The organism is Trinickia symbiotica, from assembly GCF_003028655.1.
In the GTDB taxonomy this organism is placed as follows: Bacteria; Pseudomonadota; Gammaproteobacteria; order Burkholderiales; family Burkholderiaceae; genus Trinickia; species Trinickia symbiotica_A.
The window spans coordinates 84045-108329 of the sequence record NZ_PYUC01000010.1; the positions used below are offsets into that span (position 1 = coordinate 84045).

Below are 24285 nucleotides of genomic sequence, written 5' to 3' on the forward strand. Positions count from 1 at the left end.
GCCGGCAAGAGCTAAATGCGCTCGAAGACAGCCGCGATGCCTTGGCCTCCGCCGATGCACATTGTCACCAATGCATAGCGCCCACCGCATCGTTGCAATTCGTGGATGGCTTTCACTGTGATCGCCGCGCCTGTTGCGCCGATCGGATGCCCGAGCGAAATCCCCGAGCCGTTCGGGTTGACCTTGGCGCTGTCGAATTCGAGTTCTTTCGCTACCGCGCAAGCCTGGGCAGCGAATGCTTCATTCGCCTCGATGACGTCGATGTCCGCCACGCTCAGGCCTGCGCGCAGCAGGGCTTTGCGCGCTGCGGGCACTGGGCCGATTCCCATGTATTGCGGGTCGACGCCAGCTTGAGCATAAGAGACTAGGCGCGCAAGCGGGCGAATGCCGCGTTGCTCCGCACTGCGTCGTGTCATCAGGAGGACTGCCGCGGCACCGTCATTGAGACCGGAAGCATTGCCGGCCGTCACCGTGCCATCTTTCTGGAATGCCGGACGCAGCTTGGCCAGATCCTCGATCGTCGTGCCGGCCCGCACGTGCTCATCCGTGTCGAAGACGCTCTCGCCTTTTTTCGTACGCAGCGTGACCGGCACGATCTGTTCCTGAAAACGGCCGTCACGGATTGCATCCGCGGCGCGCCGATGCGATTCCACAGCGAGTCTGTCCTGATCGTCGCGTGAAATGCCCCACTTTTTTGCGACGTTCTCGGCGGTCACGCCCATGTGGCAATCACTGAACGGATCAGTGAGCGCACCGACCATCATATCGATCAGGCGAATATCGCCCATGCGCGAACCCCATCGTGCGCTAGTCGCGACGTATGCTGCACGCGACATGTTTTCCGCGCCGCCGCCGATGGCGACTTCCGTGTCGCCGAGCGCGATGGCTTGCGCAGCGGAGATGATCGCCTGTAGGCCCGAGCCGCACAGACGATTGAGCGTCAGCGCCGGCGCGTCGGCGCTGACGCCGCCTTCGAGCGCTGCAACGCGCGACAGATACATGTCACGAGGCTCGGTATGGATCACATTGCCGAACACAACATGACCGACTTCGCTGCCCTGCAGACTGGTGCGGTCGAGCAACGCACGCACGACAGTGGCGCCCAACTGCGTGGGCGGAACGCTCGCGAGCGCCCCCCCAAAATCTCCAATGGCCGTGCGAACGGCAGCGGTGACTACAACTTCATCTTGCATGACGGCTCCTAGGACTCGGCAGATGGCTACTCATCTGAGCAGAGTTTATAAATACGAACGACGTTCATAAAATAGTCCATTTTTTTCTTGCTGTCCACGTTCTCGCGCCGGCGCCGGATCGTCACGACGACGCACACGTTGCGCACGGCAGGCTCGCTCCGCGTGTGATTTGTCGACAGTCCAATGTGGGTGACGCCTGATAGACGGGCGTTCGATTTCGCGCTATGCTAAATTCGTATAAGTGATCAACGTTCAATTATTGGTTTCGTTGCGGACTGGGCCGTGGAGACCGATGGATGCGCGGTAGCGTTGCAATGGCTCGCAGGCCCTGTCTAACCGGATAACAACAGGATGATCCAGATGGATGCTGGTTCCGCTTCGCACGATGCGCTGATGGATGTACCGTTCCGCCCGATTCGCCTCGGCAGCATGGAAGCGCTCGTCGAACGGCGTCCGGACGGAAGCGTGGTGTATGAACTCAAGGAACCGCTCCAACCGTATCCGACGCGTTTGACGGAGCGGCTCGAACATTGGGCGAACGTTGCGCCCGATCGCGGACTGCTCGCGAGGCGCACGCGCGACGGCAAGTCTTGGGAATACCTCACCTACAGGCAGGCATTGGACGGCGCGCGCGCGCTCGGTCAGGCGCTGCTAGATCGAGGGCTGTCCGCCTCACGTCCGCTGATGATTCTTTCGGATCGAAGCTTCGAGCACGCATTGTTTGCGCTTGCGGCGCTACACGTCGGCGTTCCCTATGTCCCGGTGACGCCCGCCTATTCGCTGCTCTCTGAAGATTTCGTGAAGCTCAGGCATCTTGCTGCCGTGTGCAAGCCGGGTCTTGTATTCGCCGAGTGCGGTGTGCAGTACGGTCGCGCATTGCGTGAGGTGTTCGGAGACGTCGAGTGTGTCGTCGCCGGCTCGCTGCCCGAGGGACGCGATGCGTCGCGCGTCTCGGACTGGTTGACAACGCCGGTCACGGTCGAGGTCGACACGGCGTTCAGCGCGGTCGGTCCCGACACAATCGGCAAAATCATGTTTACCTCGGGGACGACAGGCGCGCCAAAGGGCGTCATCTATTCGCAGCGGATGCTGTGCAGCAATCGACAGCAGGTCGCGCAGGTGTTCGCGTTCCTTCAGGATGGGCCGCCGGATCTGGTGGACTGGCTGCCTTGGCATCACACGTTCGGCGGCACGCACAACTTCGGCATGGTGCTCTATGGCGGCGGGACCTACTACATGGACCCGGGCAAGCCGGCGCCGGAGGCGATTGGCCCGACCGTGCAGGCGTTGCGTGAAATCGCGCCGGTTATCTACCTCAACACGCCTCAGGGGCTGACCTCGCTCATTCCGCATCTCAAAGCGGACAAGGTGTTGCGCGAGAAGTTTTTCAGCAAGCTTGCGTTGATCTACTACGGTGGCGCGAGCCTGCCCGGATACATCTGGGCGGAGTTCGACGAGCTCGCGGTGCGTACCATCGGGCAGCGCGTGTTGATCATGTCGGGGCTCGGCTGTACGGAGGCGGGGCCAACGCCGATGTCGGCGGCCTGGGACCCGCGCCGCGAGGCGATCGCGGGATTGCCCGTGCCCGGCACGAAGGTGAAGGTGGTGCCGGTCGGCGCGAAGTGGGAGATCCGCTATTTCGGGGATTGCGTCACGCCAGGCTACTGGAAAGATCCCGAGCGCACCGCGGCGTCCTTCGACGAAGAAGGCTATTTCTGCTCCGGCGACGCGGGCAAATTCATCGACCCGCAGCGCCTCGAACTCGGACTGCGCTTCGACGGACGCATTGCCGAGAACTTCAAGCTGTCCACGGGAACGTGGGTCAATGTAGCGGAATTGCGCCTGCATGCGCTCGACGTATTCGGCGCCTACGCGCGAGACATCGTCATTGCGGGGCACGACCGGGACTGTCTGACCGCGCTCGTCTTCCCCGACATCCAGGCGTGTCGCGCCCTTTGCGACGACCTTCATGACCCGGCGGCGGGCGCCGAGCAAGTCGTCAATAGCCGGGGTGTGCGTGCGTTCTTCCAGCAGGGCGTCGACAAGCTTTCCGCGCGTCCGGGCGGCAGCTCGGCGCGCATTGTGCGCATCGTGCTTGAAACCGAGCAGCCCACGATCGACAACGGCGAGCTGAGCGCGAAGAGCGCGATCAGCCAGCGCAACGTGCTCGACCGGCGGCGCAGCGTCGTGGAGGAGCTGTATCGCGTGCCGCCCACGCCGCGCACGCTGGTCGGCAATCCCACTTCGGGCGCAGCTTAGACGGAGTGAGTTCAACGTACCGAAACACTGGACGCTAAAAACAATGGATTTTCGCGTAGACCCGGCGGACATCGAATTCCGTGAAGAAGTGCGGGCGTTCCTCAAGGAACATTTGCCGGCGGACCTGGCGTTTCGCGGGCAGCAAGGTTTCCTCGCCGGCGACGACGATTCGCAGCGCTGGACCCGCATCCTGCACGAGACGCGCGGGTGGTCGGTGCCGCATTGGCCCATTGCCGACGGCGGCACGGGCTGGACCGCCATGCAGCGCTACATCTTTGAAGAGGAGTGCTATCTGGCAGGCGCGCCCGCGCAGAATCAGGCCGGCGTCTCGCTCGTCGGGCCGGTGATCTGCGAGTTCGGCAACGAAGAGCAGAAGCGGCGCTTTCTGCCGCCTATTCAGCGCGGCGAAGTGTTCTGGGTACAGGGCTTTTCGGAACCGGGATCGGGTTCCGATCTCGCATCGCTGCGGACGACGGCGGCGCGCGAGGGAGACCACTACATCGTCAATGGACAGAAGATCTGGACGAGCTTCGGCAGCTACGGCCAATGGAACTTCGTGCTGGTCCGCACCGATACTGAGGCGAAGCCGCAAAAGGGCATCTCCTTCTTGTTGCTCGACATGTCCTCGCCGGGCGTCACCGTGCGGCCCATCGGCACACTGGATGGCTGCCACCATCTCGCCGAAGTCTTTTACGACAACGTGCGCGTGCCGGCAGAGAACCTCATCGGCGAGGTGAACAAGGGCTGGGGATACACGAAGTTTCTGCTTTTCAACGAGCGCGCGTTCCTCGGCGCCGAAGCGCCCGCGCTCAAGCGCTATCTGCGCAAGATCCGGCACTACGCGTCGCGTGAACGCGCGGCCGGCAAGCCGCTCATCGCGGATCCGACGTTTGCCGCGCGGCTTGCGCAGCATGAACTGGAGGTCCGCGCAATCGACATGGCCGTGCAAAAGATTCTGCACCAGGGAATCGACGAGCGCAGCGGCGGCATGGCGATCGGGTCGATGCTCAAAGTGCGCGGATCGGAACTCCATCAGAAGCTCACGGAGATGCTGCTCGAGGTGATCGGAGACTATGGCGCCGTGTTCTATGCCGATCCGAACGAAGAGCGTGAACTGCGCGGCGCTTCGTTCCCTGGACCTGAGTACGCGCCGGGGCTGGCGGCGGAGGTCTTCTATCGCCGCGCCTGCACGATCTATGGGGGGACGGCCGAAATCCAGCGGAACATCATCGCCAAGGCGATGTTTGGCCTGTGACGCCGTGCCGACGGGGCAGAAAACTTGGGGCGGCCCGGCGTTTACTAGAGAGGATGCAGCATGGACTTTGAGTTGAGCGACGAACAGCGCATGTTGCAGGAAAGCGCGCAGCGCTTATTGCAAAAGAGCTATACGTTCGAGCATCGCAGCAAACTGGCGTCGCAAGGGGGCGGCTTTTCGCGCGAGACATGGCGCGCGTTCGGCGAGATGGGCTGGCTCGGTATTGCCGTTCCGGAAAACATGGGCGGCATGGGTTTTTCGCCCGTCGAAAGCGCGATCGTGGCGGAGCAGTTCGGCCGCGCACTCGTGCTGGAGCCTTATGTGATGTGCGGCGTGTTTCCGGCGTCGCTCGTTGCCCGCAATGGCCGCGAAGGGCAGCGCGAGACATGGCTCGGCGAGATCGTGACAGGCGAAATCATCTATGCCGTCGCCCACAGCGAGCGAGAGGCGCGCGGACAGGTGCACTACGTGAGCACCACGGCGAAGCGAACCGTGGACAACACGTGGCGTCTGGATGGATATAAGACGCTCGTCGTGGGTGCGCCCGTTGCGGACGTGTTGCTCGTCGTCGCGCGCACAGCGGGCGCGGCCGACGAGAAAGGCGGTATCGGCGTGTTCCGTGTCGATCCGAAGCAGGCGGGCGTATCGCTCAAGACCTGCGCGTTGCTCGACGGCACGCCGTCCGCCGACGTACAACTCGATGGAGTCATCGTTGCCGAAGCGGACGTGCTTGGCGAAGCAGGGAATGCGTTCGATGGGCTGCAGGCTGCCATGGACGAAGCGATCGTCGCAATCTGCGCCGAGCTCGTCGGCGACATCGAAGACGTGATCGAGCTCGCCGCGGAATACCTCAAGACGCGAAAGCAATTCGGCGTCGCCATCGGAAGTTTCCAGGCGCTGCAGCACCGCATGGCCGACATGGCGATCGATGCGATGCAGGCGCGGGCGACCTTGCACCGCGCGTTGCTCGCGCTCAGCGAAGACGGCGCACACCGCAGCGTGGAGATTTCGGGCTGCAAGGCGCAGGCCACGCGCAGCGCGAAGTTCGTCACGCAGCAGGGTATTCAACTGCACGGCGGCTACGGCATCACCAACGAATACAAGGTCGGCCATCATTATCGCCGGCATCTGGTGCTCGATGTGTTGTTCGGCAACATGGAACATCACCTGAATCGCTACGCATGCCGCATTCAGGACGAGGCGTTGGCTGCGGCAGCTTGAACATGCATGAGGTGTCGTCATGACCGTAAAACAAACGGATTGGCTCGGCCTGCAACGTGAGGGCGCCGTTCTCACGCTTACCCTGAACCGGCCCGATGCGCGAAACGCACTGAACCTTGCGCTGACCGACGCGCTCGTCGATGCGTTGCGCGACTTCGAAGCCGACGAGAGCCTGCGGGTGCTGATCGTGACGGGCGCCGATCCGGCATTTTGCGCGGGACTCGACTTGAATGATTTTTCCGCGCCCGATGCGCCGCGGGCGCGCGTAGCGGAAATGATCGACATGTGGCCGCGCCTTTCGAAGCCCGCCATCGCGGCAGTCAATGGCGCTGCCGTCACTGGGGGACTCGAGCTTGCGATGGGATGCGATTTCATCATCGCTTCCGAGCGAGCGCGCTTCGCCGATACGCATACGAAAATCGGCGCGCTTGCCGGCGGCGGCATGACCGCGAGGCTCCCGTATATCGTCGGGCCGAGGTGGGCCAAGCAGATCAGCTTCACGAGCGATCCGCTCGACGCGGCCACGGCATTGCGCATCGGCCTCGTCAACGAGGTCGTCGCGCACGATCAGCTGATGGAGCGTGTTGGGGCCCTCGCGAGGACGATCGCGAGCCGCCGTCCGGATCTCGTCGCTACCGTCAAGCGCGTGATCGATCAAGGCGCGCTGACGTCGCTGCACGAGGCGTTGCGCATCGAGAAGGATGCGTTGGCGGAAAGAAAGCAGAACGGCGGCATGGCGTGGCAAGCGGGGCAATAGCCGACTGGGACTCGCATGCCAAAGCGCTACAGCAATGGACAAACCAGCGCAGTGGGCGGCGGCCACACCGTCTCATTCAACTGAATTGCACGAAGGAAACGCACGGTGCGCCCACAATTGTTGAAGACGCGGATCACCGATCTGCTCGGCATCCGTCACCCGATCCTTTGCGGCGGTCTCGGGCCGCGCGTGTCAGACGCACGGTACGTCGCGGCCGTCGTCAATGCGGGCGGCATGGGATTCATTGTGGGGGCCGGTTTTCCCGACGCCGACGAATTCCGCAACGAGTTGCGGACCTGCCGCGAACTCACCGGTGGGGAGAACTTCGGCGTCAATCTCTACCTATCGCGGCAAGCGGGCGGTGTGGAGCGAGTCAAGGAGCAGATCCGCATCCTGATCGACGAGAAGGTTGCTTGTGTCGAGACGGCCGGCGCAAGCCCCGAAGCGGTCGTGCCGCTGCTGAAGGAAGCGGGCATCAAGGTTTTGCACAAGGTGCCCGCTGTGCGCTATGCGCATACGGCGGTGCGGATGGGTGTCGATGGCGTGATCGTCGTCGGCAATGAATGCGGCGGCCATCCCGGCATCTACCAGATCGGCAGCATTGTGCAGGCGGCGCAGGCGCCCCGGGAAATCGGCTTGCCCGTTGTGATCGGCGGCGGCATCGGCACCGGGCGGCAACTTGCGGGCGTCCTGGCGATGGGTGCGGACGCCGTGATCATGGGCACGCGCATGATGGTTGCCGATGAACTGTGGATTCATCGCGACGTGAAGGCGAAGGTGGTGGCGGGCGACGGCAGCGAAAGCGTCGTCGTCAAGTCTGCGATTCGCGATCACCACCGCGTGCTGCGCAACGAGAGCGCAGAGGCGGTCATGGAACTGGATCGTGCGCAGGTGACTGAGTTCGAGCAGTTCCGTCCTCACGTCATGGGCGCACTTGCGCACGAGGCCTACGTGACCGGCGATACGCGCAAGGGCATGATCGACTATGGCCATGCGGCGATCTTTGCCGATGCAATCAAACGAGTCGAGGCGATTTTCGACGAGATCATCGACGATGCCGCGCTCGCAATGAACCGGTTAAATGCGCTAGTGACGTAGGGCGACGACAAGGGTGAAAACAATGCGCACAACCTCGGGGCGGCTCGTCATCCCGCAGATTGCCCCGAAAGCGCGCGCACCTGCTTACTTCACATACTTGCGAAACTCCGGCTTGCGCTTCTCACGGAATGCGTTGCCGCCTTCCTTCGATTCATCCGTCTCATAGTAAAGCGCGAGCGCCTGCATCGCAAACGCGCCGATGCCGCGGATGTTCTCCGTGTCGATATTGAACGAGCGCTTCGCGAGTGCGATGGCGGTCGGGCTCATCTGCAGAATTTCATCGCACCACTTCTTCGTTTCCGCATCGAGTTGCTCGGGCGGCACGACCGCATTGATGAGACCCCAGTCGAGCGCCTGTTTCGCGCTGTATTTGCGGCACAGGTACCAGATTTCGCGCGCGCGCTTCTCGCCGATGATGCGCGCGAGGTACGCCGTGCCGAAGCCGGGATCGACCGAGCCCACCTTCGGGCCGACCTGGCCGAAGATCGCTGTCTCGGACGCGATGGCGAGATCGCAGATCGTCACGAGCACGTTTCCGCCGCCGATCGCATAGCCGTTCACGCGCGCGATCACGGGCTTCGGAATGTCGCGAATGATGCTTTGCAGTTCCTCGATCGGCAGGCCGACGGTGCCGCGCCCGTTGTAGCCGTCGCCGGACTGGTCGCCGCCCGTGCAGAACGCCTTGTCGCCGGCGCCCGTGAGCACCACGACGCCGATATCTTTGTTCCACCCCGCAAGCCCGAAAGCCTTGATGAGCTCTTCACAGGTGTTGGCGTCGAATGCGTTGTAGACCTTCGGGCGATTGATGGTGATCGTGGCGATCCCATCGGCCTCCTGATAAACAATGTCCTTGAATTCCATGTCGTATTCCGATGTGATTGTTGGATGTCGCTGGCTGGCCGTTTAGCCGGCCATGGTCAGGCCGCCGGACACGCTGATGACCTGGCCGCTGATGAAGGCTGCATCGTCGCTTGCGAGGAAGGCGACCATGCCGCAGATGTCCCCAGGCTCGCCCATCCGCCCGAATGGCACGGCCTTGACGAGGGCGGCCTTGATGCGCTCGCCTTTTTCGCCTTGCGCGAGGTTGTCGAGAAGCGGCGTCGCGGTGGGGCCGGGGCATATGACATTGACGGGGATCTGCTGGCGCGCCATTTCGCGCGCCATCGTCTTCGTGAATGCGATCAAGCCGCCTTTGCAGAACGAGTACACCGCTTCCATCGATGAACCTACGCGTCCCGCGTCCGAGGAAATGTTGACGACGCGGCCCCGGCCGCGTTCGGCCATGCGCTTCAGCACGGCGTGGTGCATGTTGAGCGGTCCATACAGATTGATGGCGACGACCTTGTCCCAGAACGGCTTTTCGGTCTGCAGAAAGAAGGCGCCCATGTCCCAGCCGGCGTTGTTCACGAGCACTTCGATCGGTCCGAGCTCTTCCTCGACCTTGGCGACGGCAGCATGGACGCCTTCGTGATCCGTGATGTCGACGCGATACGCGCGCGCATTTCCGCCTGCCGCCTCGATTTCGGCCGCGACACGTTCGGCGCCTTCTTGGTTGAGGTCGAACAGGGCGACGGTGGACCCTTCTTCGCCGAACCGCTTGCTGATTGCCGTTCCGATCCCGCCGGCGGCGCCTGTGACGACGACGACCTTATCCTTGAGCCCCTTCATTGATTCCCTCCGTGATGTGCCAGGCGCTCGCGCGCCGATTAGTCCTTGCTGAGCGCTTCCGAAACCGCCTCGCCTTTCCCTGTGGCCCGCGCAACGAGCGCGCGCGCCTCTTCCGCGCCGTAGCCCGCTTCGATCAGAACCTCGACGCTGTGCTCGCCGAGATTCGGCGGCAGATAGCGCACATTGCCCGGAGACTCGGAAAAGTGAACCGGAATCGAGGTCATCACCATCTCGCCTTCCGTCGGGTGCTCGAATCGCTGGAAGAAGCCGGTCTCCTTCAGGTACGCGTCCAGCATCAGGTCTTTCAGGTCGCGCACGGGACCATGAGGCACGTCGGCCGAGGCGAAAATGGCGTTCCATTCCTCGGTGGTCTTGGTGAGGATGGCGTCGCCGACGATGCGGTAAAGCTCGTTGATGTTGCGCATGCGTTCCGCCATGTGGCAGAAACGCGGATCGTCGAGAAGGTGAGCCGCATCGATCGCGCGCAGCACGCGGCGCCATTGTTCGTTGTTCACCGCGAGCAGGCAGATGTGACCGTTCTTGGTCGCATAGGGCCGGCGATGCGGCGAGAACATGCGCGGATAGCCGAGACCGGTCCCATCGTTCGACCCGAGCGCGCCTTCCCACAGATGCTCGAACAGATTGAACTGCAGCATCGTCTCGAACATCGGCACGTGAACGAGCTGACCCAATCCAGTGCGCTCGCGGTGATAAAGCGCCATGCCGATCGACGACGCCAGCACATAGCCGCAGAACTTGTCGACGATTACCGTCGGGAAGTAGCGTGGCGATCCGTCCGCATCGCGGTTCATCGCGGCGATGCCGCTTTCGCCCTGGATCACGTCGTCGAAAGCGGGGCGGTCCTTGTAGGGACCATCGATGCGATAGCCCGCGCCCGATGCGTACACGATGCGGGGGTTGCGCGCTTTCACGCTGTCATAGTCGATACCGAGCCGCTCGGCCGCGCTCGGGCGCATGCTGTGCACGATGACATCGGCCGTCTCGACGAGCTTGAGCAACGCCTCGCGGCATTCGGCCTGCTTGAGGTTCAGGATCACGCTCCGCTTGTTGCGGTTCATGATCGTATAGAAGACGGCCATGTCCGGGTTACGGCCGGGACCGTTCTTGCGGTTCTGGTCGCCTTCGGGCGGTTCGACCTTGATGACATCCGCACCCATGTCGCCCAAAAGCTGCGTCGCGACGGGGCCGAGCACATTGATGGTCAGATCGATCACGCGGACGCCGGCCAACGGTCCGGTCGCCCGTTGCAGCGGTTGTTGGGGATTCTGCATGCTCAGGCCTTGTATTCCTTGCCCTTCACGAGTCTGAGCGGCGTATAGACCATCACTTCCGTGCCGTCCTGCTTGATCACACGATTGCGCGTGCGCACGAGTCCAAGCCCGGGTCGTCCCTTGCTTGGCCGGCATTCGGTCACTTCGCATTCCACATGAATCGTGTCGCCGACATAGGTCGGACCTTTGATGTCGAGTTCCATGTTCAGGAACGCAAAGCCGACGCCCTGCATGGTGGCCTGCGTGAGCAGCCCTTCCATGAGCGTAAACACCAGCGCGCCCGGCGCGACGCGCCCCTTGATGGCCGATTGCTCCCGGAGAAATTCAGTGTTAGTGAACAGCACCTCCAGCATGCCGGTCACGGAAACGAAGTTGACGACATCCGTCTCGGTGACCGTGCGGCCCACGGTCTTGAACTTGCGTCCAATGGGCAGGTCCTCCCAGTGAATCCCCAAGCCAACCGTTTCGATTTCTTCCATTTGCCTGTCCTCTTTATTGTCGCTTGCCGATGTGCCGAACTGTCTTGTCAGTTCTTGTTGACGCGGCCAAGCACGTTGTCCGCGATGATGTTTCGCTGGATCTGGTTGGTGCCTTCGATGATTTGCACCACCTTTGCGTCACGGAAATAGCGGTTGATCGGATATTCGTTCGAGATGCCCGCCGCGCCGAAGAGCTGCACGGCGTCGGTCGCGACTTTCATGGCGACGTCTGAAGCGAACATCTTCGCCATCGCGGCCATCGGGGCCAGTTCCCGGCCACGCACCCCGGCGTCGACGAGCGACGCGGTGCGGTAGACCAGCTGGCGCGCGGCTTCGGTTTGCGTCACCATGTCGGCGATCATCCAGCGCACGCCCTGGAAGTTGCTGATGGTCTGACCGAACGCCACGCGGTCCTGAATGAATTTGACGGTGTGATCGATCGCGCCCTGCGCGATGCCGACCGCGCGCGCGGCCACAATGGGGCGGCTCGTGTTGAGCGCCTCCATGGCCACCTTGAATCCTTGCCCGCCTTCCGGGCCGAGACGGTCTTCGGAACGGATGAAGGCGTCGTCGAAGTAGAGCGGGCACGACGCTACGCCGCGGGCACCCATCTTGTCTTCCTCATTGCCGATCGTGAGGCCGGGCGTGCTCCGCTCGACGATGAAGAGGTTGATCCCCAGCGGCTGGCCTTGCTCATCGAGCGTCCTCGCCGCGACGAGGATGAAGTCGGCGATATGCGAATTCGTGCACCAGATCTTCGATCCATTCAGCACATAGCCGCCCTCTGTGCGCCGCGCTGTGGTGCGGATGCCGGAAACGTCCGAGCCGCTTTGTGCTTCGGTGATCGAAAGCGCGCCGCGCAGCTCGCCCGAGGCCAGGCCCGGTAGCAGGCGCGCCTTCTGTGCTTCCGTGCCGCCTTCGAGAATGGCGCCGAACGGCGTCCACTGCACGACTAGAAGATAGCCGGTGTTGTAGCAAACGCGTCCGAACTCCTCGACAGCGATACAGGCCGACATGACGCTCCCAGCGCCGCCGTACGCGTCGGGAAACGGCAGCGTGAAGAGACCCAGTTCCTTAAGTAGTGCGTACATGTCATGCGGATACTCGGCCGTGCGGTCGATCTCGTCGGCCCGCGGCGCCACGCGCTCCCTCGCGACGCGCCGGATGAGATCGCGAATCTGAACCTGGTCGTCTGTTAGTTCGTATGTCACTTCGGGCTCTCTTGCTAGCGGTGTTCCAGGCCGGGATTCGCGTCCGGAGTGGGGAAACCTTCCCCCGCTGGCCACTCCTGAACATCGCTCGGCATCAGTCTTCGAAAACATGAACAATGTTCGATAACGTAAACGAATCGTCCGGGAGACGTCAAGCCCGGAAACAAGCCGCCACGGGTTTGTCCGGGGTAGGTTCGGCATTTCCCGCGAGGTAGTGTCAGCCTTGCGCGGCGGGGCATGACAGCGCTTTCCCGCCGTTGACAGGGCGCTTCCAGTGCGTTTAGTATTTGGAACGTCGTTCGTGTATACGCTTTACGTTCACCCGATATAGCGGCTATGTTCGGCGTGAGCCTGTGGCAAAACGATTTGGAGGAGCGGGGAATGGACTCTCTTTGTCCTGAAGTCGACTATCAGAAGTTTCTGGCCGAGGGCCGCTTGATGATCCAGCGCAGCCGCGGCAGCGGCCGCTACGTCTTCTACCCGCGCGTGGCCGAGCCCGTTACCGGGGCGCGCGACCTGGAGTGGGTCGAGGCTTCCGGCAAGGGGACGGTTTATTCCACCACGGTCGTGCGCCAGAAAGCGCCCACGCCGAGTTACAACGTTGCAGTGATCGATCTGGAAGAGGGTGTGCGCATGCTCAGCTGCGTGGAGGGCATCGAGCCGGAGGCCGTACGCATCGGCATGCCGGTGCAGGCGAAGGTGGTGTACCGGGGGGACGCGGCATTGCTTGTATTCGAGCCGGCCTGATGCCCGCTAACCCCGCAACCGACCGTCAAGACCCGGTCGCACCGATAAAAGGTAGATCGAATGGACTTTAACTTGCGCGGGCGTACCGCACTGGTGGCAGGCGCCACATATGGGATTGGGGAAGCACCCGGCCTGTCGTCGATGGACCTTGCGGCGCGCGCGTCCGTCGACGCACTGGCCAAGGTGGGCCTCACGCCCGGCGACGTGGACGGACTCTTTGTCTGCACGCCGGACGATATGCTCTCCGGGCTTACGTTTGCCGAATACCTCGGGATTAACCCGAAGTTCACCGACAACAACCGCAGCGGCGGCTCGGCGTTCGAGATCTACGCCCACACGGCGGCCATGGCGTTGCTGACGGGACAGATCGACGTTGCGTTGATCGCCTACGGGAGCAACCAGCGCAGCGCGGCCGGCAAGCTCGTGCAGTCGTCGCGGCCTTCGCCCTGGGAGAGCCCGTACAAGCCGATGAACCCCGTATCGTCCTATGCGCTTGCGGCAGCGCGTCATATGCACCAATACGGCACCCAGCGCGAGCATCTCGCCGAGGTCGCGTTGGCCGCGCGCAAGTGGGCGCAGTTGAATCCGGAGGCGTACGTGCGCGCGCCGCTGTCGATCGACGATGTGCTGGGCGCGCGTCTGGTATCGGACCCGCTCTCGGTGCGCGACTGCTGCCTCGTGACCGACGGCGCGGCGGCCGTCGTCATGGTGCGGGCCGACCGGGCGCGCGATTTGACCGACAAGCCGGTGTATCTGCTCGGCGCGGCTTCGGCCACTTCGCACCGCGAAATCGCGAGCATGCCGGATCTGACTGTGACCGCCGCGGCCGAATCAGGCCGGCGCGCGTATGAAATGGCGGGCGTCAAGGCAAGCGATATCGACGTCGCCATGCTCTACGACGCATTCACGATCAACACCGTTCTTTTCCTCGAGGATCTCGGCTTCTGCCCGAAAGGGGAAGGCGGCCGCTTCGTGTCGGACGGCGCCATTGCGCCGGGTGGTCGTCTCGCCGTGAATACCAACGGCGGCGGTTTGTCCTGCGTTCATCCCGGCATGTATGGACTGTTTCTGATCGAAGAATCGATGCGGCAATTGACGGGCCGCGCGGGCGACCGCCAGATTGCCGGCGCGAAGCTCGCGATCGCGCACGGCAACGGTGGCGTGCTGTCGAGCCAGGCCACCGTCATTCTCGGAACGCAGGAAACGCTCTGATGGCAGACATCGTAGAGGTCCGGCAAGACGGCGCAATCGCGGTCGTCACATTGAATTATGTTCAACGGCGTAATGCGTTCTCGCTGAAAATGCGCGAGGCGTTGTACGCGGAACTTGATCGCCTGATGCATCGCGAGGACAGTTGCCGCGCGATTGTCCTGACCGGCGCGGGTAATACGTTTTGCGCGGGCGGCGACATTTCCGAGATGCAGACGCGCAAGGTACTGGAATATCGTCAGCGCAATCAATTGCCGCTCGATATTTTCAAGCTGATGATCGAAGGTCCGAAAGCCGTTGTCGGCGCAGTGGAAGGGTTTGCGTTTGGCGCGGGTCTTTCACTGGCTGCCGCGTGCGACTACGTCGTCACGTCTTCGGCCGCGCGATATGCGAGTGCGTTCGTCAAGGTGGGACTGCTGCCCGACACGGGGCTCTTCTGGTCGCTCTCGCAACGTGTAGGCGGCGGCCTCGCGCGCGAGCTGATGCTGAGCGCGCGAGAGTTCGACGGCATCGAAGCGGGCGAGACCGGCTTTGCCAATCAGGTTGTCGAGCCCGGCGAGGCGCTGAATGCCGCCATGGAAGTGGCTCAACGGTACGCGGAACTACCCTCGGTGGCCACGGCGCACCTGAAGAGCGCGCTCGCCACGGGCATTCGCACGCTTGAAGACGCGATCGAAACCGAAGTCAATCTGCAGCCCATCCTGCGCCGCAGCCGCGAACATCAGGAAGCCGTGAGCGCCTTCATGGAAAAGCGCAAGCCTGTCTTCGTGGCCGACTGAAGGAAGCCATCATGAGCGAAAAGCAAACGGCAGGCACCGACGTCGCGCCGCTGATCGAGGTGACGCGCGAGGGGCACGTCGCGATCGTGACCTTGAATAATCCTCGGCGTCGCAACGCCATGGGCCGGCAGATGCGCCAGATGCTGCGCGACGCGATGCATCGCCTCATGGTCAATGACGCCGAGTCGCGTGCGATCGTCCTGGCCGGCGCGGGTGAACACTTTTGCGCGGGCGCCGACATCTCTGAAATGACGAAGCGCACGATTTTACAAAGCCGCGAGATCCTGGCCGAATCGTGCGTCGTGGTGCGCGAAATGCTGGCCGGCCCCAAGCCCGTTGTGGCAGCCGTCGAAGGCGTCGCCTTCGGCGCAGGACTCTCGCTCGCGGTCGCGACCGACTATGTCGTTGCGGCATCGAATGCGCGTTTCTGCGCGGCTTTTCTGCGCGTCGGTCTGATTCCGGATACCGGCATTTTATGGACGCTTCCCAAGCGCATCGGGATGGCCCGTGCCAGGGAGATGCTGTCGCTCGCCACGGAGATCGACGGTAACAAGGCTGGCGCCATTCGCCTCGCGAACGAAGTGGTCGAGCCCGGCGCCGCACGCGCAAAAGCAATCGATGTTGCGCGTGGCCTGGCCGATCTGCCGCCGCTCGGCGTGGCACTTCTCAAGGAAGCGCTCACGAATGCCGCGACGACGATGGATGGCGCGCTGCGAGCCGAGATCGACTATCAGCCCATCCTGCGACGGTCGAAGGATCATCAGGCTGCCTGCAAGGCGTTTTTTGAACACACCGCGCCGGTTTTCACTGGCGAGTGACGGCGGGGGAGTGATGCGATGAGTATCGAACAAGAGCAAATGGCAGCGGGCAGCGACCCAATCGTTCACGTGCGTCGCGAAGGCGAGGTGACCGTTGTCACGATGAACTATCTCGAGCGACGCAATGCATTCTCGATGAAGATGCGTCTCGCGTTGACCGAGGTGTTCCAGCGGCTCATGCATGACGACCCGGACACCCGGGCAATCGTGCTGACGGGCGCCGGCGGTCATTTTTGCGCGGGCGGCGACTTGTCGGAAATGCAGGAGGCCACGCCATCACTGCTGGCGCTGCGCGAACGCATCGCGGTGGGCGTACGTCTTTTCAAGCTGATTTACACGGGCACGAAGCCGGTCGTCGCAGCGGTAGAGGGAGCGTGTTATGGCGCAGGCCTCTCGCTCGCCGCGGCTTGCGATCTCGTGGTCAGTGCCGAGACGGCGAAATATTCGTGCGCGTTCGGCAAGGTCGGATTGCTGCCCGATACGGGGATTCTCTGGACGTTGCCGCAGAAGGTCGGCGGGGGGAAGGCACGGGAACTGATGCTGAAAGGCGACGTGATCGAGGCAGCCGAGGCGCGCCGTATCGGCCTGGTCAGCGAGGTTGCCGCGAGCGGGAGCGCGCTCGATGCGGCGATCGCGGCCGCGTCTCGCTTTGCGAGCTATCCACCCGTGACGCTGGCGCTCCTGAAGGCGAGTCTCGTCAACGCGGGCAATTCGATCGAAGACGCGTGCCGCCTCGAGACCGACCTCAATCCGCTGACGCGTCAGACCAACGATCACACGGAAGCCGTGAACGCCTTCATGGAAAAGCGCAAGCCGGTATTTACCGGCGCTTGAAGCTGCCGTTCTCCGTTGCTGTTTCTACTGGACATTCAACGCCTATGTTTACGCCTGACCTGCTGAAGCACAAAAGAATTCTGATCACCGGCGGCGGCACCGGTCTCGGCAAGAGCATCGGCCGGCGCTATGTCGAACTGGGCGCCGATCTCGTCATCTGCGGTCGCCGCAAGGAGGTGCTCGATGCGACGGCCGATGAATTCCGCGCATCAATGCCTGGCGCGCGCATCACGACCGTATCGGCAGACGTGCGCAGCGCGGAGTCGGTCGAGTCGATGATGGACATCATCTGGCAGGACGGCCCGCTCGACGTGTTGCTGAACAACGCGGCGGCGAACTTCATCGCGCGCACGGAAAGCCTCTCGTCGCGTGCTGTGGATGCGGTCCTCGACATCGTGCTGCATGGCAGCTTTTATTGCACGATCGCCGCGGGCAGGCGCTGGATCGACGCGGGCCACAAGGGCAACGTGATCAGCACCGTGTCGACGCCCACGATGACCGGCTCGGCTTTTACGGTGCCCTCCGCGGCGGCCAAGGCCGGTGTGCTCGCAATGACGCGCAGCCTCGCCGTCGAGTGGGGGCCGAAGGGCATTCGGCTGAACGCGGTGGCCCCTGGCCTCTTTCCGACGCCGGGAGCCTGGGAGCAACTGTATCCGCCCGGCTCGCAGGTCGAACCGCAGGAACGATCGGTGCCGCTGCGGCGCTTCGGCGATCACAGCGAACTTGCCGACCTCTATGCGTACCTGGCATCGGAGGGTTCGGGCTATATCACTGGCGACATGATCGTGATCGACGGCGGCCGCTGGATGCAGGGCGTTGGCGGCCCGACATTCCGCGCCATGCAGGACTGGACCGACGAACAATGGGATGCCATGCGCGCCCATGCTCGCAAGGGTTGACCGATGGGACCGCTTGAAGGAATCCGAATCATCGAGCTGGCCGGTATCGGACCAGGACCGATGGCGGCGATGTTGCTCGCCGATTTGGGCGCGACGGTGCTGCGCATCGAGCGGCGCCAGCCGGTCAAGCTCGGCATCGAGCGGCCGTTGCGCTACAACCTGTTGCTGCGCAACCGAAAGACGATCGCACTGGATCTGAAAGACGCGAAGGCGGTCGAGCTCATGCTGTCGCTCGTAGAGCGCGCCGACGCCTTGATCGAGGGTTTCCGCCCTGGCGTAACCGAGCGCCTTGGTATCGGCCCGCAGGCTGCCCTCGAGCGCAATCCGCAGCTCGTCTACGGACGTATCACGGGGTGGGGGCAGGACGGTCCGCTTTCCGATTACGCAGGACACGACCTGAATTACATCGCGATCACCGGCGTGCTCAATGCAATCGGCCGCCGCGATCAGCCTGCGTCGATACCGCTGAATCTGATCGGCGACTATGCGGGCGGTTCGCTGTACCTCGTAATGGGGCTGCTTTCCGCCATCCTGCATGCGCGCAACGGTGGCAAAGGCCAGGTCGTGGACGCCGCCATCGTCGACGGCACGGCCAACCTTGCCACGACCTTCTTTGGGATGCAGGCGGCCGGCATCTGGCGCGACGGACGCGGGACGAATATCACGGACTCCGGCTCGCACTTCTACGACGTCTATGAATGCGCGGACGGCAACTGGATTTCGGTGGGCCCAATCGAAGAGAAGTTCTACCTCGAACTGCTCCGCCTGCTCGACATCGATCCACAAACGCTCGGCGCGCAGCTCGACGAGCGCAACTGGCCTGCGGCTCGCGCGTTGTTCGCGCTGAAGTTCAAAAGCCGCACACGCGAGCAATGGACAACGCTGCTCGAGCACACGGACGCGTGCTTCGCGCCCGTGCTGTCGTGGAGCGAGGCACCCGAGCACCCGCACCTCAAAGCGCGCGGGACGTTTATCGACATCGACGGCATCGTTCAGCCCGCTCCGGCGCCACGTTTCTCGGTCACGGTACCCGAGAAGCCGACCGCGCCCGAAGCGCCGGACGCGGCGACGATCGATGCCGCGCTCGCCGCATGGCTCGCGCCGGAGCGCATCGGCGAGCTGAAAGAAGCGGGAACGCTGGCCTGAGCCGCACGCGGCAGTCGACCCATAAAAGAGGAACGAGACACTCATGGACCTGCGATATACCGACGAAGAACTGGCATTCCGCAATGAGGTGAGAGCCTTTTTCAAGGAGGCGCTGCCCGCCGACATTCGACGCAAGGCCGTGATGGGGCAGCGCTATTCGGCGGCCGATCTGCGCCGCTGGCAACGCATCCTCTACGAGCGCGGCTGGGCTACGCCAGCGTGGGACAAGGCGTGGGGCGGTACCGGCTGGAGCGCCGTGCAGCAATACATCTTCAAGGAAGAGCTGCATATGGCCCCCGCGCCGGAGACACTGTCGTTCAACGTCAACATGATCGGTCCGGTGCTGATCGCGTTCGGCAGCGAAGAGCAGAAGCGTCATTTCCTTCCCCGCATCGCCAGCCTGGAGTACTGGTTCTGCCAGGGCTTCTCCGAACCGGGTGCCGGTTCCGATCTGGCCGCGCTGCGAACGCAGGCCGCGCGCGACGACGATCACTATGTCATCAACGGGCAGAAGCTCTGGACGTCGACGGCGCATCACGCCGACTGGATGTTCTGCCTGGTGCGAACGGACTCGAGCGGCAAAAAGCAACAGGGCATCACGTACTTGCTCATCGATATGAAAACGCCGGGCCTGACGGTGCGGCCCATTATCACGATCGACGGCCACCATGAGACCAACGAGGTGTTTTTCGACAACGTGCGGGTGCCGGTTGCCAACCGCATCGGTGAAGAGAACAAGGGCTGGGACTACGCCAAGTATCTGCTCGGCAACGAGCGCAGCGGCATCGCTCGTGTGGGTGTGTCGAAGATGCGTGTTCGCCATGCGAAAGATCTCGCCAAGCGCGTTCCCTGCGGTGACGGCGTGCTGTGGGACGATCCGCGCTTTCGCGAACGCGTTGCCGATGTCGAGGTTGAATTGAAGGCGCTGGAGATGACGCAGATGCGCGTGATCGCCGAGACGAGTGCGCAAGACAGCCACGTGCCGGACCCAAAGACTTCGATCCTGAAGATCAAGGGCTCGGAGCTCCAACAACGCTCGGCTGAGCTGCTGCTCGAGGTGGCGGGCCCCGATGCGCTGCCGCTCGATATCGACTTCTTGCGGGGTCTCGGCGATGCGGTCCGCGAACCTGACTGGGCACTGACGATTGCGCCGAACCACTATTTCGCGCGCCACGTATCGATCGTCGGCGGCTCCAACGAAATTCAGAAGAACATTCTCGCCAAGTCGGTACTGGGGCTCTGAGCGACGTCGAACTGCGGAGAAGTATGGGTTATGGACTTCGATTTCACCGATGAGCAACGCATGCTCAAGGACAGCGTCGAGCGGCTCGTGAAAGACGAGTACGGCTTCGAGCAGCGTGCGAAATACCTCGCGGAGCCGGACGGCTTCAGCCGCGCGCAATGGACGCGCTACGCCGAAATGGGGCTTCTGGGCCTGACGTTCGACGAGCAGTACGGGGGCAGCGGCTGCGCCTCCGTCGAAACGATGATCGTCATGGAGGCGCTGGGGCGCGGGCTCGTAGTCGAACCCTATCTGTCGACGGTCGTGCTGGGCGGTGGCCTCGTGCGGCTTGGCGGAAACGAGGCGCAGCGCGCCGCGATTTTGCCGCGAATTGCGCAAGGCGAGCTGCTGATGGCGTTCGCGCATGGTGAGGCGCAGTCGCGCTACGACCTTGCAGATGTTGCGACAACCGCGCGACGCGAAGGAGACGGATGGGTCCTCGACGGGGCAAAGCGCGTGGTGCTTCACGGCGGCAGTGCGGATAAGCTCGTCCTGTCCGCGCGAGTGTCGGGCGGAAGACGCGAGCGTGATGGGATTGGGCTCTTTTTGGTCGAAGCGAATGCGGCCGGCGTGACGCGACATGCCTATCCGACGCAAGATCGTCTGCGAGCGGCGGACATCGAGTTGTCCGCTGTCCGCGTCGCGCAGAGCGACGTTCTCGGCGTTGCGGGCAGCGCGTTGCCGCTGATCGAAACGGTGGTGGCGCAGGCGATCGCGGCCGTGAGCGCGGAAGCCGTAGGAGCGATGGCCGCCGCCCACGAGGAAACCGTGGAGTACCTTAAGGTCCGAAAGCAGTTCGGCGTGCCCATCGGCTCGTTCCAGACACTGCAGCATCGCGCGGTCGACATGCTGGTCATGCTCGAACAGGCGCGCAGCATGGCGCTTTTCGCGACCATGATGAGCGAAGAGCCGGACACCGAAGAGCGTGATCGCAGCATCTCCGCGGCCAAAGTCCAGATCGGACGCTCGGGCCGCTTCATCGGCCAGCAGGGCGTGCAACTGCACGGCGGCATCGGCATGACCGAGGAATGCAAGGTCGGTCATTACCTTCGGCGCCTGAGCGCGATCGATATCCAGTTCGGTTCGACCGAGCATCATCTGGCCCAGCTCGCCGATGCAGGCGGGCTGATCGATTCAGCAGCCTGAGCCGCGCGCGTTCAGCCAAGCAAACGGAAACCATTCATGAGCCGAAATTCCACCCTTGACCCGTATCGGGAACTGCGCGACGCCTTGCGCGATCTGTCGAAGGAATATCCCGACGAGTACTGGCGCCGTATCGATCACGAGCGTGTCTATCCGGAGGCATTTGTCGATGCATTGACGAAGGCCGGCTGGATGGCGGCATTGATTCCGCAGGAATACGGCGGTTCGGGTCTCGGGCTGACCGAGGCGTCCGTGATCATGGAGGAGATCAACCGCAACGGCGGAAACTCCGGGTTTTGCCACGGCCAGATGTACAACATGAACACGCTGTTGCGCAACGGCTCGGAGGCGCAAAAGCGCAAATACCTGCCGAAGATCGCGAGCGGCGAATTGCGCTTGCAGTCGATGGCCGTGACCGAACCGACGACGGGCACGGACACCACCAAGCTGAAAACCACGGCCGTGAAGAAGGACGGCCGCTATGTGGTGAACGGCCAGAAGGTATGGATTTCCCGCGTGCAGCACTCGGACATGATGATTCTGCTGGCGCGCACCACGCCTTTGTCGGACGTGAAGAAGAAGTCGGAGGGGCTGTCGTGCTTTCTCGTGGATCTGCATCAGGCTATTGGCAACGGCCTGACCGTGCGGCCCATTCCCAATATGGTCAACCACGAGACCAACGAGCTGTTCTTCGACAACCTGGAGATTCCCGAAGAGAATCTGATCGGCGAGGAAGGCAAGGGTTTCAAGTACATCCTCGATGGCCTCAACGCCGAGCGCGCGCTGATTGCGGCGGAGTGCATCGGCGACGGCTACTGGTTCGTCGATCGCGCGTCGAAGTACGCGAACGAGCGAGTGGTATTCGACCGGCCCATCGGCATGAATCAGGGCATCCAGTTTCCGATTGCCGAAGCGTACATCGACGTGCGCGCGGCGGACCTCATGCGCTACAAGGCCTGCGAGCTGTTCGACAATCATCAGCCCTGCGGCGCCGAAGCGAACATGGCCAAGCATCTCGCGGCCACGGCTTCATGGAAGGCGGCGAACGCGTGTCTGCAGACGCATGGCGGCTTCGGTTTCGCGTGCGAGTACGATGTCGAGCGCAAGTTCCGCGAAACGCGCCTCTATCAGGTCGCGCCTATCTCGACGAATCTGATCCTGTCCTACGTGGCCGAGCACGTGCTCGACCTGCCGCGTTCATTCTAAGCATCGAGGGGATCTCATGCGCTTCGAGACCATTCTGTACGACGTCAAGGACCGTATCGCGACCATCACCCTGAACCGCCCCGAACACATGAACACCTGGAACGACCAGGTGGCGACGGAGGTGTACGAGGCGATGCAGGCAGCAGGCGCGGACCGTGGCGTGCGCGTCATCGTTTTTACCGGCGCGGGCAAGGCGTTTTGCGCGGGCGGCGATATTCACAGCTTCGGCGGCGATCCTGCCGCGCTCATGACGAAGCTCCCGCGTCCTTTCGATATGCGCAAGCGCGCGGACTGGCAAACGCGCTGCTCCTACTATCCGTCGATTCCGAAGCCCGTGATTGCGATGCTCAACGGCGCGACCGTCGGCATCGGCCTGATTCACGCGCTCTTTTGCGACATCCGCTTTGCCTCCGAGGACGCCACCATTACAACGGCGTTTGCGCGCCGCGGTCTGACTGCCGAATACGGCATGGCGTGGATCCTCGCGCGTCACGTGGGCCAGGCGCATGCGCTCGACCTGCTGCTCTCCGGACGCAAGATCAAGGGCCGCGAAGCGGAGCGCATGGGCCTCGTGAATCGTGCGATTCCGGCAGAGAGGCTGGCCGAGGAGACCTACGAATATGCGCGCGAAATGGCCGAGTACTGCTCGCCGCGCTCGATGCGCATCATGAAGGAGCAGGTCTGGGAAGTGCCGTTCCAGACGCCGCACGAGGCGGTGATGTACGCCGGGTTGGACATGCCGATCGCAAACCAGTGCGACGACTACAAGGAAGGCATGGCGAGCTTCCTGGAGAAGCGCAAACCCAACTTCACGGACTATTGACCGCCCAGACCTGGAGCTTCACTGCAGGCCCCGGGTTGGGAAACTTCGGCCGGCCCGGCGTTTCCTTTTGAGCACTGAGAGGACACACCCTCATGTTGAACTACGAAGTCGTCAAGAACTGGCCAATCGAAGACGTCACGCAGACCTACACCGAGCGCGACGTGATGTTGTATTCGCTCGGCCTCGGCCTGGGCTCGGATCCGCTCGACGCCGCGCAACTGCGCTACGTCTATGAAAAAGACCTGCAGGCGATGCCGACCTGCGCTGCGGCGTTCGCGTGGCCGAAGTCGTGGATGCGCGATCCCCGCACGGGCATCGACTACGTGAAGCTCGTGCACGGCGAGCAGGACGTGCGCTTTCTGCGCCCCATGCCTGTCGCCGCGACCATCGTCAGCAAGACGCGCGTGAGCCGGATCACGGACAAGGGCGCAGGCAAAGGCGCAATCGTCGAGTTGTTGCGGGACATCATCGATGCCTCGAATGGCGATCGGCTCGCCGAGGTCCGGCAGGTGTCCTTCCTACGTGGCGACGGTGGCTTCAGCGTTGAGTCCGGGGTGAGCGATCCGCCGCCCGAACCGCTGCCGGCCGTGCCGGAGCGCGCTCCGGACGCGGACTACGTCTTCTCGACCGGCGCTCATGCCGCATTGATCTATCGTCTCTCGGGCGACGCGAACCCGCTGCACGCCGATCCTGAGGTGGCGTCGAAGGCCGGATTTAGCCGCCCCATTCTTCACGGCCTCGCGACCTACGGCATGGCGGGTTACGCCGCGATCCGCACGTTCGCGGCCAATGATGCGACGCGGCTGAAGCGACTGGCGCTGCGTCTGACGTCGCCGGTCTACCCGGGCGAGGAAGTGCGCTTCCAGTTCTGGCGCGAGAGCGACACGCGTTTGCACCTGCGCGCGCGCGTCGACGCCCGCGATGCCGTGGTGCTCAATAACGGAATCGTGGAAATCGCCTGAAAGC

General features: G+C 63.1%; 23 protein-coding genes. 17 read left to right on the forward strand and 6 right to left on the reverse strand.

The window, feature by feature from the left end; translation table 11 throughout:
• Positions 1 to 11: 11 nt before the first annotated feature.
• Complete coding sequence (bktB, locus tag C9I57_RS20240; protein ID WP_107152419.1) at positions 12 to 1193, reverse strand: beta-ketothiolase BktB; 1182 nt, start codon at positions 1191 to 1193, stop codon at positions 12 to 14.
• A 360-nt stretch (positions 1194 to 1553) separates the two neighbouring features.
• Here bktB and C9I57_RS20245 point away from each other — a divergent pair, with 360 nt between their 5' ends.
• The 5 genes from C9I57_RS20245 (at position 1554) to C9I57_RS20265 (ending at position 7783) form a co-directional block, all read left to right on the forward strand.
• Positions 1554 to 3452 carry an AMP-binding protein gene (locus C9I57_RS20245; RefSeq protein ID WP_107152420.1) on the forward strand — a complete coding sequence of 633 codons (1899 nt, stop codon included), beginning with the start codon at positions 1554 to 1556 and terminating at the stop codon, positions 3450 to 3452.
• Positions 3453 to 3495: 43 nt separating this feature from the next.
• Entirely contained in the window at positions 3496 to 4707 is a 1212-nt protein-coding gene (locus tag C9I57_RS20250) for an acyl-CoA dehydrogenase family protein (protein WP_107152421.1), read from the forward strand.
• Between the two features lie 60 nt (positions 4708 to 4767).
• The gene (locus tag C9I57_RS20255; protein ID WP_107152422.1) at positions 4768 to 5928 is read left to right on the forward strand and encodes an acyl-CoA dehydrogenase family protein; all 1161 of its coding nucleotides are present in this window, start codon (positions 4768 to 4770) and stop codon (positions 5926 to 5928) included.
• Between the two features lie 19 nt (positions 5929 to 5947).
• Positions 5948 to 6685 carry an enoyl-CoA hydratase gene (locus C9I57_RS20260; RefSeq protein ID WP_107152423.1) on the forward strand — a complete coding sequence of 246 codons (738 nt, stop codon included), beginning with the start codon at positions 5948 to 5950 and terminating at the stop codon, positions 6683 to 6685.
• Positions 6686 to 6790: 105 nt separating this feature from the next.
• Positions 6791 to 7783 (forward strand): NAD(P)H-dependent flavin oxidoreductase, encoded by a 993-nt coding sequence (locus C9I57_RS20265; RefSeq protein WP_107152424.1) that lies wholly within the window; start codon positions 6791 to 6793, stop codon positions 7781 to 7783.
• A gap of 84 nt (positions 7784 to 7867) precedes the next feature.
• Here C9I57_RS20265 and C9I57_RS20270 read toward each other — a convergent pair whose 3' ends face one another.
• Genes C9I57_RS20270 through C9I57_RS20290 form a run of 5 tightly spaced genes read right to left on the reverse strand, consistent with a single transcriptional unit; the run spans position 7868 to position 12433 of the window.
• Entirely contained in the window at positions 7868 to 8644 is a 777-nt protein-coding gene (locus tag C9I57_RS20270) for an enoyl-CoA hydratase-related protein (protein ID WP_107152425.1), read from the reverse strand.
• A 42-nt stretch (positions 8645 to 8686) separates the two neighbouring features.
• Positions 8687 to 9451: a glucose 1-dehydrogenase gene (locus C9I57_RS20275; protein ID WP_107152426.1), complete on the reverse strand. Its 765-nt coding sequence runs from the start codon at positions 9449 to 9451 to the stop codon at positions 8687 to 8689.
• 38 nt (positions 9452 to 9489) lie between these two features.
• Positions 9490 to 10743, reverse strand: coding sequence for a CaiB/BaiF CoA transferase family protein (locus tag C9I57_RS20280; RefSeq protein WP_107152427.1), 1254 nt, complete (start codon positions 10741 to 10743; stop codon positions 9490 to 9492).
• A 2-nt stretch (positions 10744 to 10745) separates the two neighbouring features.
• A complete protein-coding gene (locus C9I57_RS20285) occupies positions 10746 to 11222 on the reverse strand; it encodes a MaoC family dehydratase (protein ID WP_102606992.1) in 477 nt (158 codons plus the stop codon).
• 47 nt (positions 11223 to 11269) lie between these two features.
• Positions 11270 to 12433: an acyl-CoA dehydrogenase family protein gene (locus tag C9I57_RS20290; RefSeq protein ID WP_107152428.1), complete on the reverse strand. Its 1164-nt coding sequence runs from the start codon at positions 12431 to 12433 to the stop codon at positions 11270 to 11272.
• 381 nt (positions 12434 to 12814) lie between these two features.
• Between C9I57_RS20290 and C9I57_RS20295 the strand changes: the two genes are divergently transcribed.
• From C9I57_RS20295 to C9I57_RS20350, 12 genes are all read left to right on the forward strand, one after another.
• On the forward strand, positions 12815 to 13180 hold the full coding sequence (locus C9I57_RS20295) for a Zn-ribbon domain-containing OB-fold protein (RefSeq protein WP_107152594.1): 366 nt from the start codon (positions 12815 to 12817) through the stop codon (positions 13178 to 13180).
• A gap of 60 nt (positions 13181 to 13240) precedes the next feature.
• Positions 13241 to 14392 (forward strand): thiolase, encoded by a 1152-nt coding sequence (locus C9I57_RS20300; protein ID WP_107152429.1) that lies wholly within the window; start codon positions 13241 to 13243, stop codon positions 14390 to 14392.
• A complete protein-coding gene (locus C9I57_RS20305; protein WP_107152430.1) occupies positions 14392 to 15168 on the forward strand; it encodes an enoyl-CoA hydratase/isomerase family protein in 777 nt (258 codons plus the stop codon). The genes C9I57_RS20300 and C9I57_RS20305 overlap by 1 nt, the downstream gene beginning before the upstream one ends.
• Before the next feature lie 11 nt (positions 15169 to 15179).
• On the forward strand, positions 15180 to 15986 hold the full coding sequence (locus C9I57_RS20310) for an enoyl-CoA hydratase/isomerase family protein (RefSeq protein ID WP_107152431.1): 807 nt from the start codon (positions 15180 to 15182) through the stop codon (positions 15984 to 15986).
• A gap of 18 nt (positions 15987 to 16004) precedes the next feature.
• Positions 16005 to 16820, forward strand: coding sequence for an enoyl-CoA hydratase/isomerase family protein (locus C9I57_RS20315; protein ID WP_107152432.1), 816 nt, complete (start codon positions 16005 to 16007; stop codon positions 16818 to 16820).
• A gap of 44 nt (positions 16821 to 16864) precedes the next feature.
• The gene (locus C9I57_RS20320) at positions 16865 to 17719 is read left to right on the forward strand and encodes an SDR family oxidoreductase (RefSeq protein ID WP_107152433.1); all 855 of its coding nucleotides are present in this window, start codon (positions 16865 to 16867) and stop codon (positions 17717 to 17719) included.
• Between the two features lie 3 nt (positions 17720 to 17722).
• Positions 17723 to 18865 (forward strand): CaiB/BaiF CoA transferase family protein, encoded by a 1143-nt coding sequence (locus C9I57_RS20325; RefSeq protein WP_107152434.1) that lies wholly within the window; start codon positions 17723 to 17725, stop codon positions 18863 to 18865.
• A gap of 43 nt (positions 18866 to 18908) precedes the next feature.
• Positions 18909 to 20108 carry an acyl-CoA dehydrogenase family protein gene (locus C9I57_RS20330; protein ID WP_107152435.1) on the forward strand — a complete coding sequence of 400 codons (1200 nt, stop codon included), beginning with the start codon at positions 18909 to 18911 and terminating at the stop codon, positions 20106 to 20108.
• A 30-nt stretch (positions 20109 to 20138) separates the two neighbouring features.
• The gene (locus C9I57_RS20335; RefSeq protein ID WP_107152436.1) at positions 20139 to 21293 is read left to right on the forward strand and encodes an acyl-CoA dehydrogenase family protein; all 1155 of its coding nucleotides are present in this window, start codon (positions 20139 to 20141) and stop codon (positions 21291 to 21293) included.
• A 36-nt stretch (positions 21294 to 21329) separates the two neighbouring features.
• Positions 21330 to 22496: an acyl-CoA dehydrogenase family protein gene (locus C9I57_RS20340; RefSeq protein WP_107152437.1), complete on the forward strand. Its 1167-nt coding sequence runs from the start codon at positions 21330 to 21332 to the stop codon at positions 22494 to 22496.
• 16 nt (positions 22497 to 22512) lie between these two features.
• Complete coding sequence (locus C9I57_RS20345) at positions 22513 to 23319, forward strand: enoyl-CoA hydratase (protein WP_107152438.1); 807 nt, start codon at positions 22513 to 22515, stop codon at positions 23317 to 23319.
• A 92-nt stretch (positions 23320 to 23411) separates the two neighbouring features.
• A complete protein-coding gene (locus C9I57_RS20350) occupies positions 23412 to 24281 on the forward strand; it encodes a MaoC/PaaZ C-terminal domain-containing protein (RefSeq protein ID WP_107152439.1) in 870 nt (289 codons plus the stop codon).
• The last annotated feature ends 4 nt before the right edge of the window (positions 24282 to 24285 follow it).

What these genes read in the sequence shown, in the direction of transcription:
- bktB (WP_107152419.1), bottom strand. Translation starts at nt 1,193, where the DNA reads ATGCAAGATGAAGTTGTAGTCACCGCTGCCGTTCGCACGGCCATTGGA.
- C9I57_RS20245 (WP_107152420.1), top strand. Translation starts at nt 1,554, where the DNA reads ATGGATGCTGGTTCCGCTTCGCACGATGCGCTGATGGATGTACCGTTC.
- C9I57_RS20250 (WP_107152421.1), top strand. Translation starts at nt 3,496, where the DNA reads ATGGATTTTCGCGTAGACCCGGCGGACATCGAATTCCGTGAAGAAGTG.
- C9I57_RS20255 (WP_107152422.1), top strand. Translation starts at nt 4,768, where the DNA reads ATGGACTTTGAGTTGAGCGACGAACAGCGCATGTTGCAGGAAAGCGCG.
- C9I57_RS20260 (WP_107152423.1), top strand. Translation starts at nt 5,948, where the DNA reads ATGACCGTAAAACAAACGGATTGGCTCGGCCTGCAACGTGAGGGCGCC.
- C9I57_RS20270 (WP_107152425.1), bottom strand. Translation starts at nt 8,644, where the DNA reads ATGGAATTCAAGGACATTGTTTATCAGGAGGCCGATGGGATCGCCACG.
- C9I57_RS20275 (WP_107152426.1), bottom strand. Translation starts at nt 9,451, where the DNA reads ATGAAGGGGCTCAAGGATAAGGTCGTCGTCGTCACAGGCGCCGCCGGC.
- C9I57_RS20280 (WP_107152427.1), bottom strand. Translation starts at nt 10,743, where the DNA reads ATGCAGAATCCCCAACAACCGCTGCAACGGGCGACCGGACCGTTGGCC.
- C9I57_RS20285 (WP_102606992.1), bottom strand. Translation starts at nt 11,222, where the DNA reads ATGGAAGAAATCGAAACGGTTGGCTTGGGGATTCACTGGGAGGACCTG.
- C9I57_RS20295 (WP_107152594.1), top strand. Translation starts at nt 12,815, where the DNA reads ATGGACTCTCTTTGTCCTGAAGTCGACTATCAGAAGTTTCTGGCCGAG.
- C9I57_RS20300 (WP_107152429.1), top strand. Translation starts at nt 13,241, where the DNA reads ATGGACTTTAACTTGCGCGGGCGTACCGCACTGGTGGCAGGCGCCACA.
- C9I57_RS20305 (WP_107152430.1), top strand. Translation starts at nt 14,392, where the DNA reads ATGGCAGACATCGTAGAGGTCCGGCAAGACGGCGCAATCGCGGTCGTC.
- C9I57_RS20310 (WP_107152431.1), top strand. Translation starts at nt 15,180, where the DNA reads ATGAGCGAAAAGCAAACGGCAGGCACCGACGTCGCGCCGCTGATCGAG.
- C9I57_RS20315 (WP_107152432.1), top strand. Translation starts at nt 16,005, where the DNA reads ATGAGTATCGAACAAGAGCAAATGGCAGCGGGCAGCGACCCAATCGTT.
- C9I57_RS20320 (WP_107152433.1), top strand. Translation starts at nt 16,865, where the DNA reads ATGTTTACGCCTGACCTGCTGAAGCACAAAAGAATTCTGATCACCGGC.
- C9I57_RS20325 (WP_107152434.1), top strand. Translation starts at nt 17,723, where the DNA reads ATGGGACCGCTTGAAGGAATCCGAATCATCGAGCTGGCCGGTATCGGA.
- C9I57_RS20330 (WP_107152435.1), top strand. Translation starts at nt 18,909, where the DNA reads ATGGACCTGCGATATACCGACGAAGAACTGGCATTCCGCAATGAGGTG.
- C9I57_RS20335 (WP_107152436.1), top strand. Translation starts at nt 20,139, where the DNA reads ATGGACTTCGATTTCACCGATGAGCAACGCATGCTCAAGGACAGCGTC.
- C9I57_RS20340 (WP_107152437.1), top strand. Translation starts at nt 21,330, where the DNA reads ATGAGCCGAAATTCCACCCTTGACCCGTATCGGGAACTGCGCGACGCC.
- C9I57_RS20345 (WP_107152438.1), top strand. Translation starts at nt 22,513, where the DNA reads ATGCGCTTCGAGACCATTCTGTACGACGTCAAGGACCGTATCGCGACC.
- C9I57_RS20350 (WP_107152439.1), top strand. Translation starts at nt 23,412, where the DNA reads ATGTTGAACTACGAAGTCGTCAAGAACTGGCCAATCGAAGACGTCACG.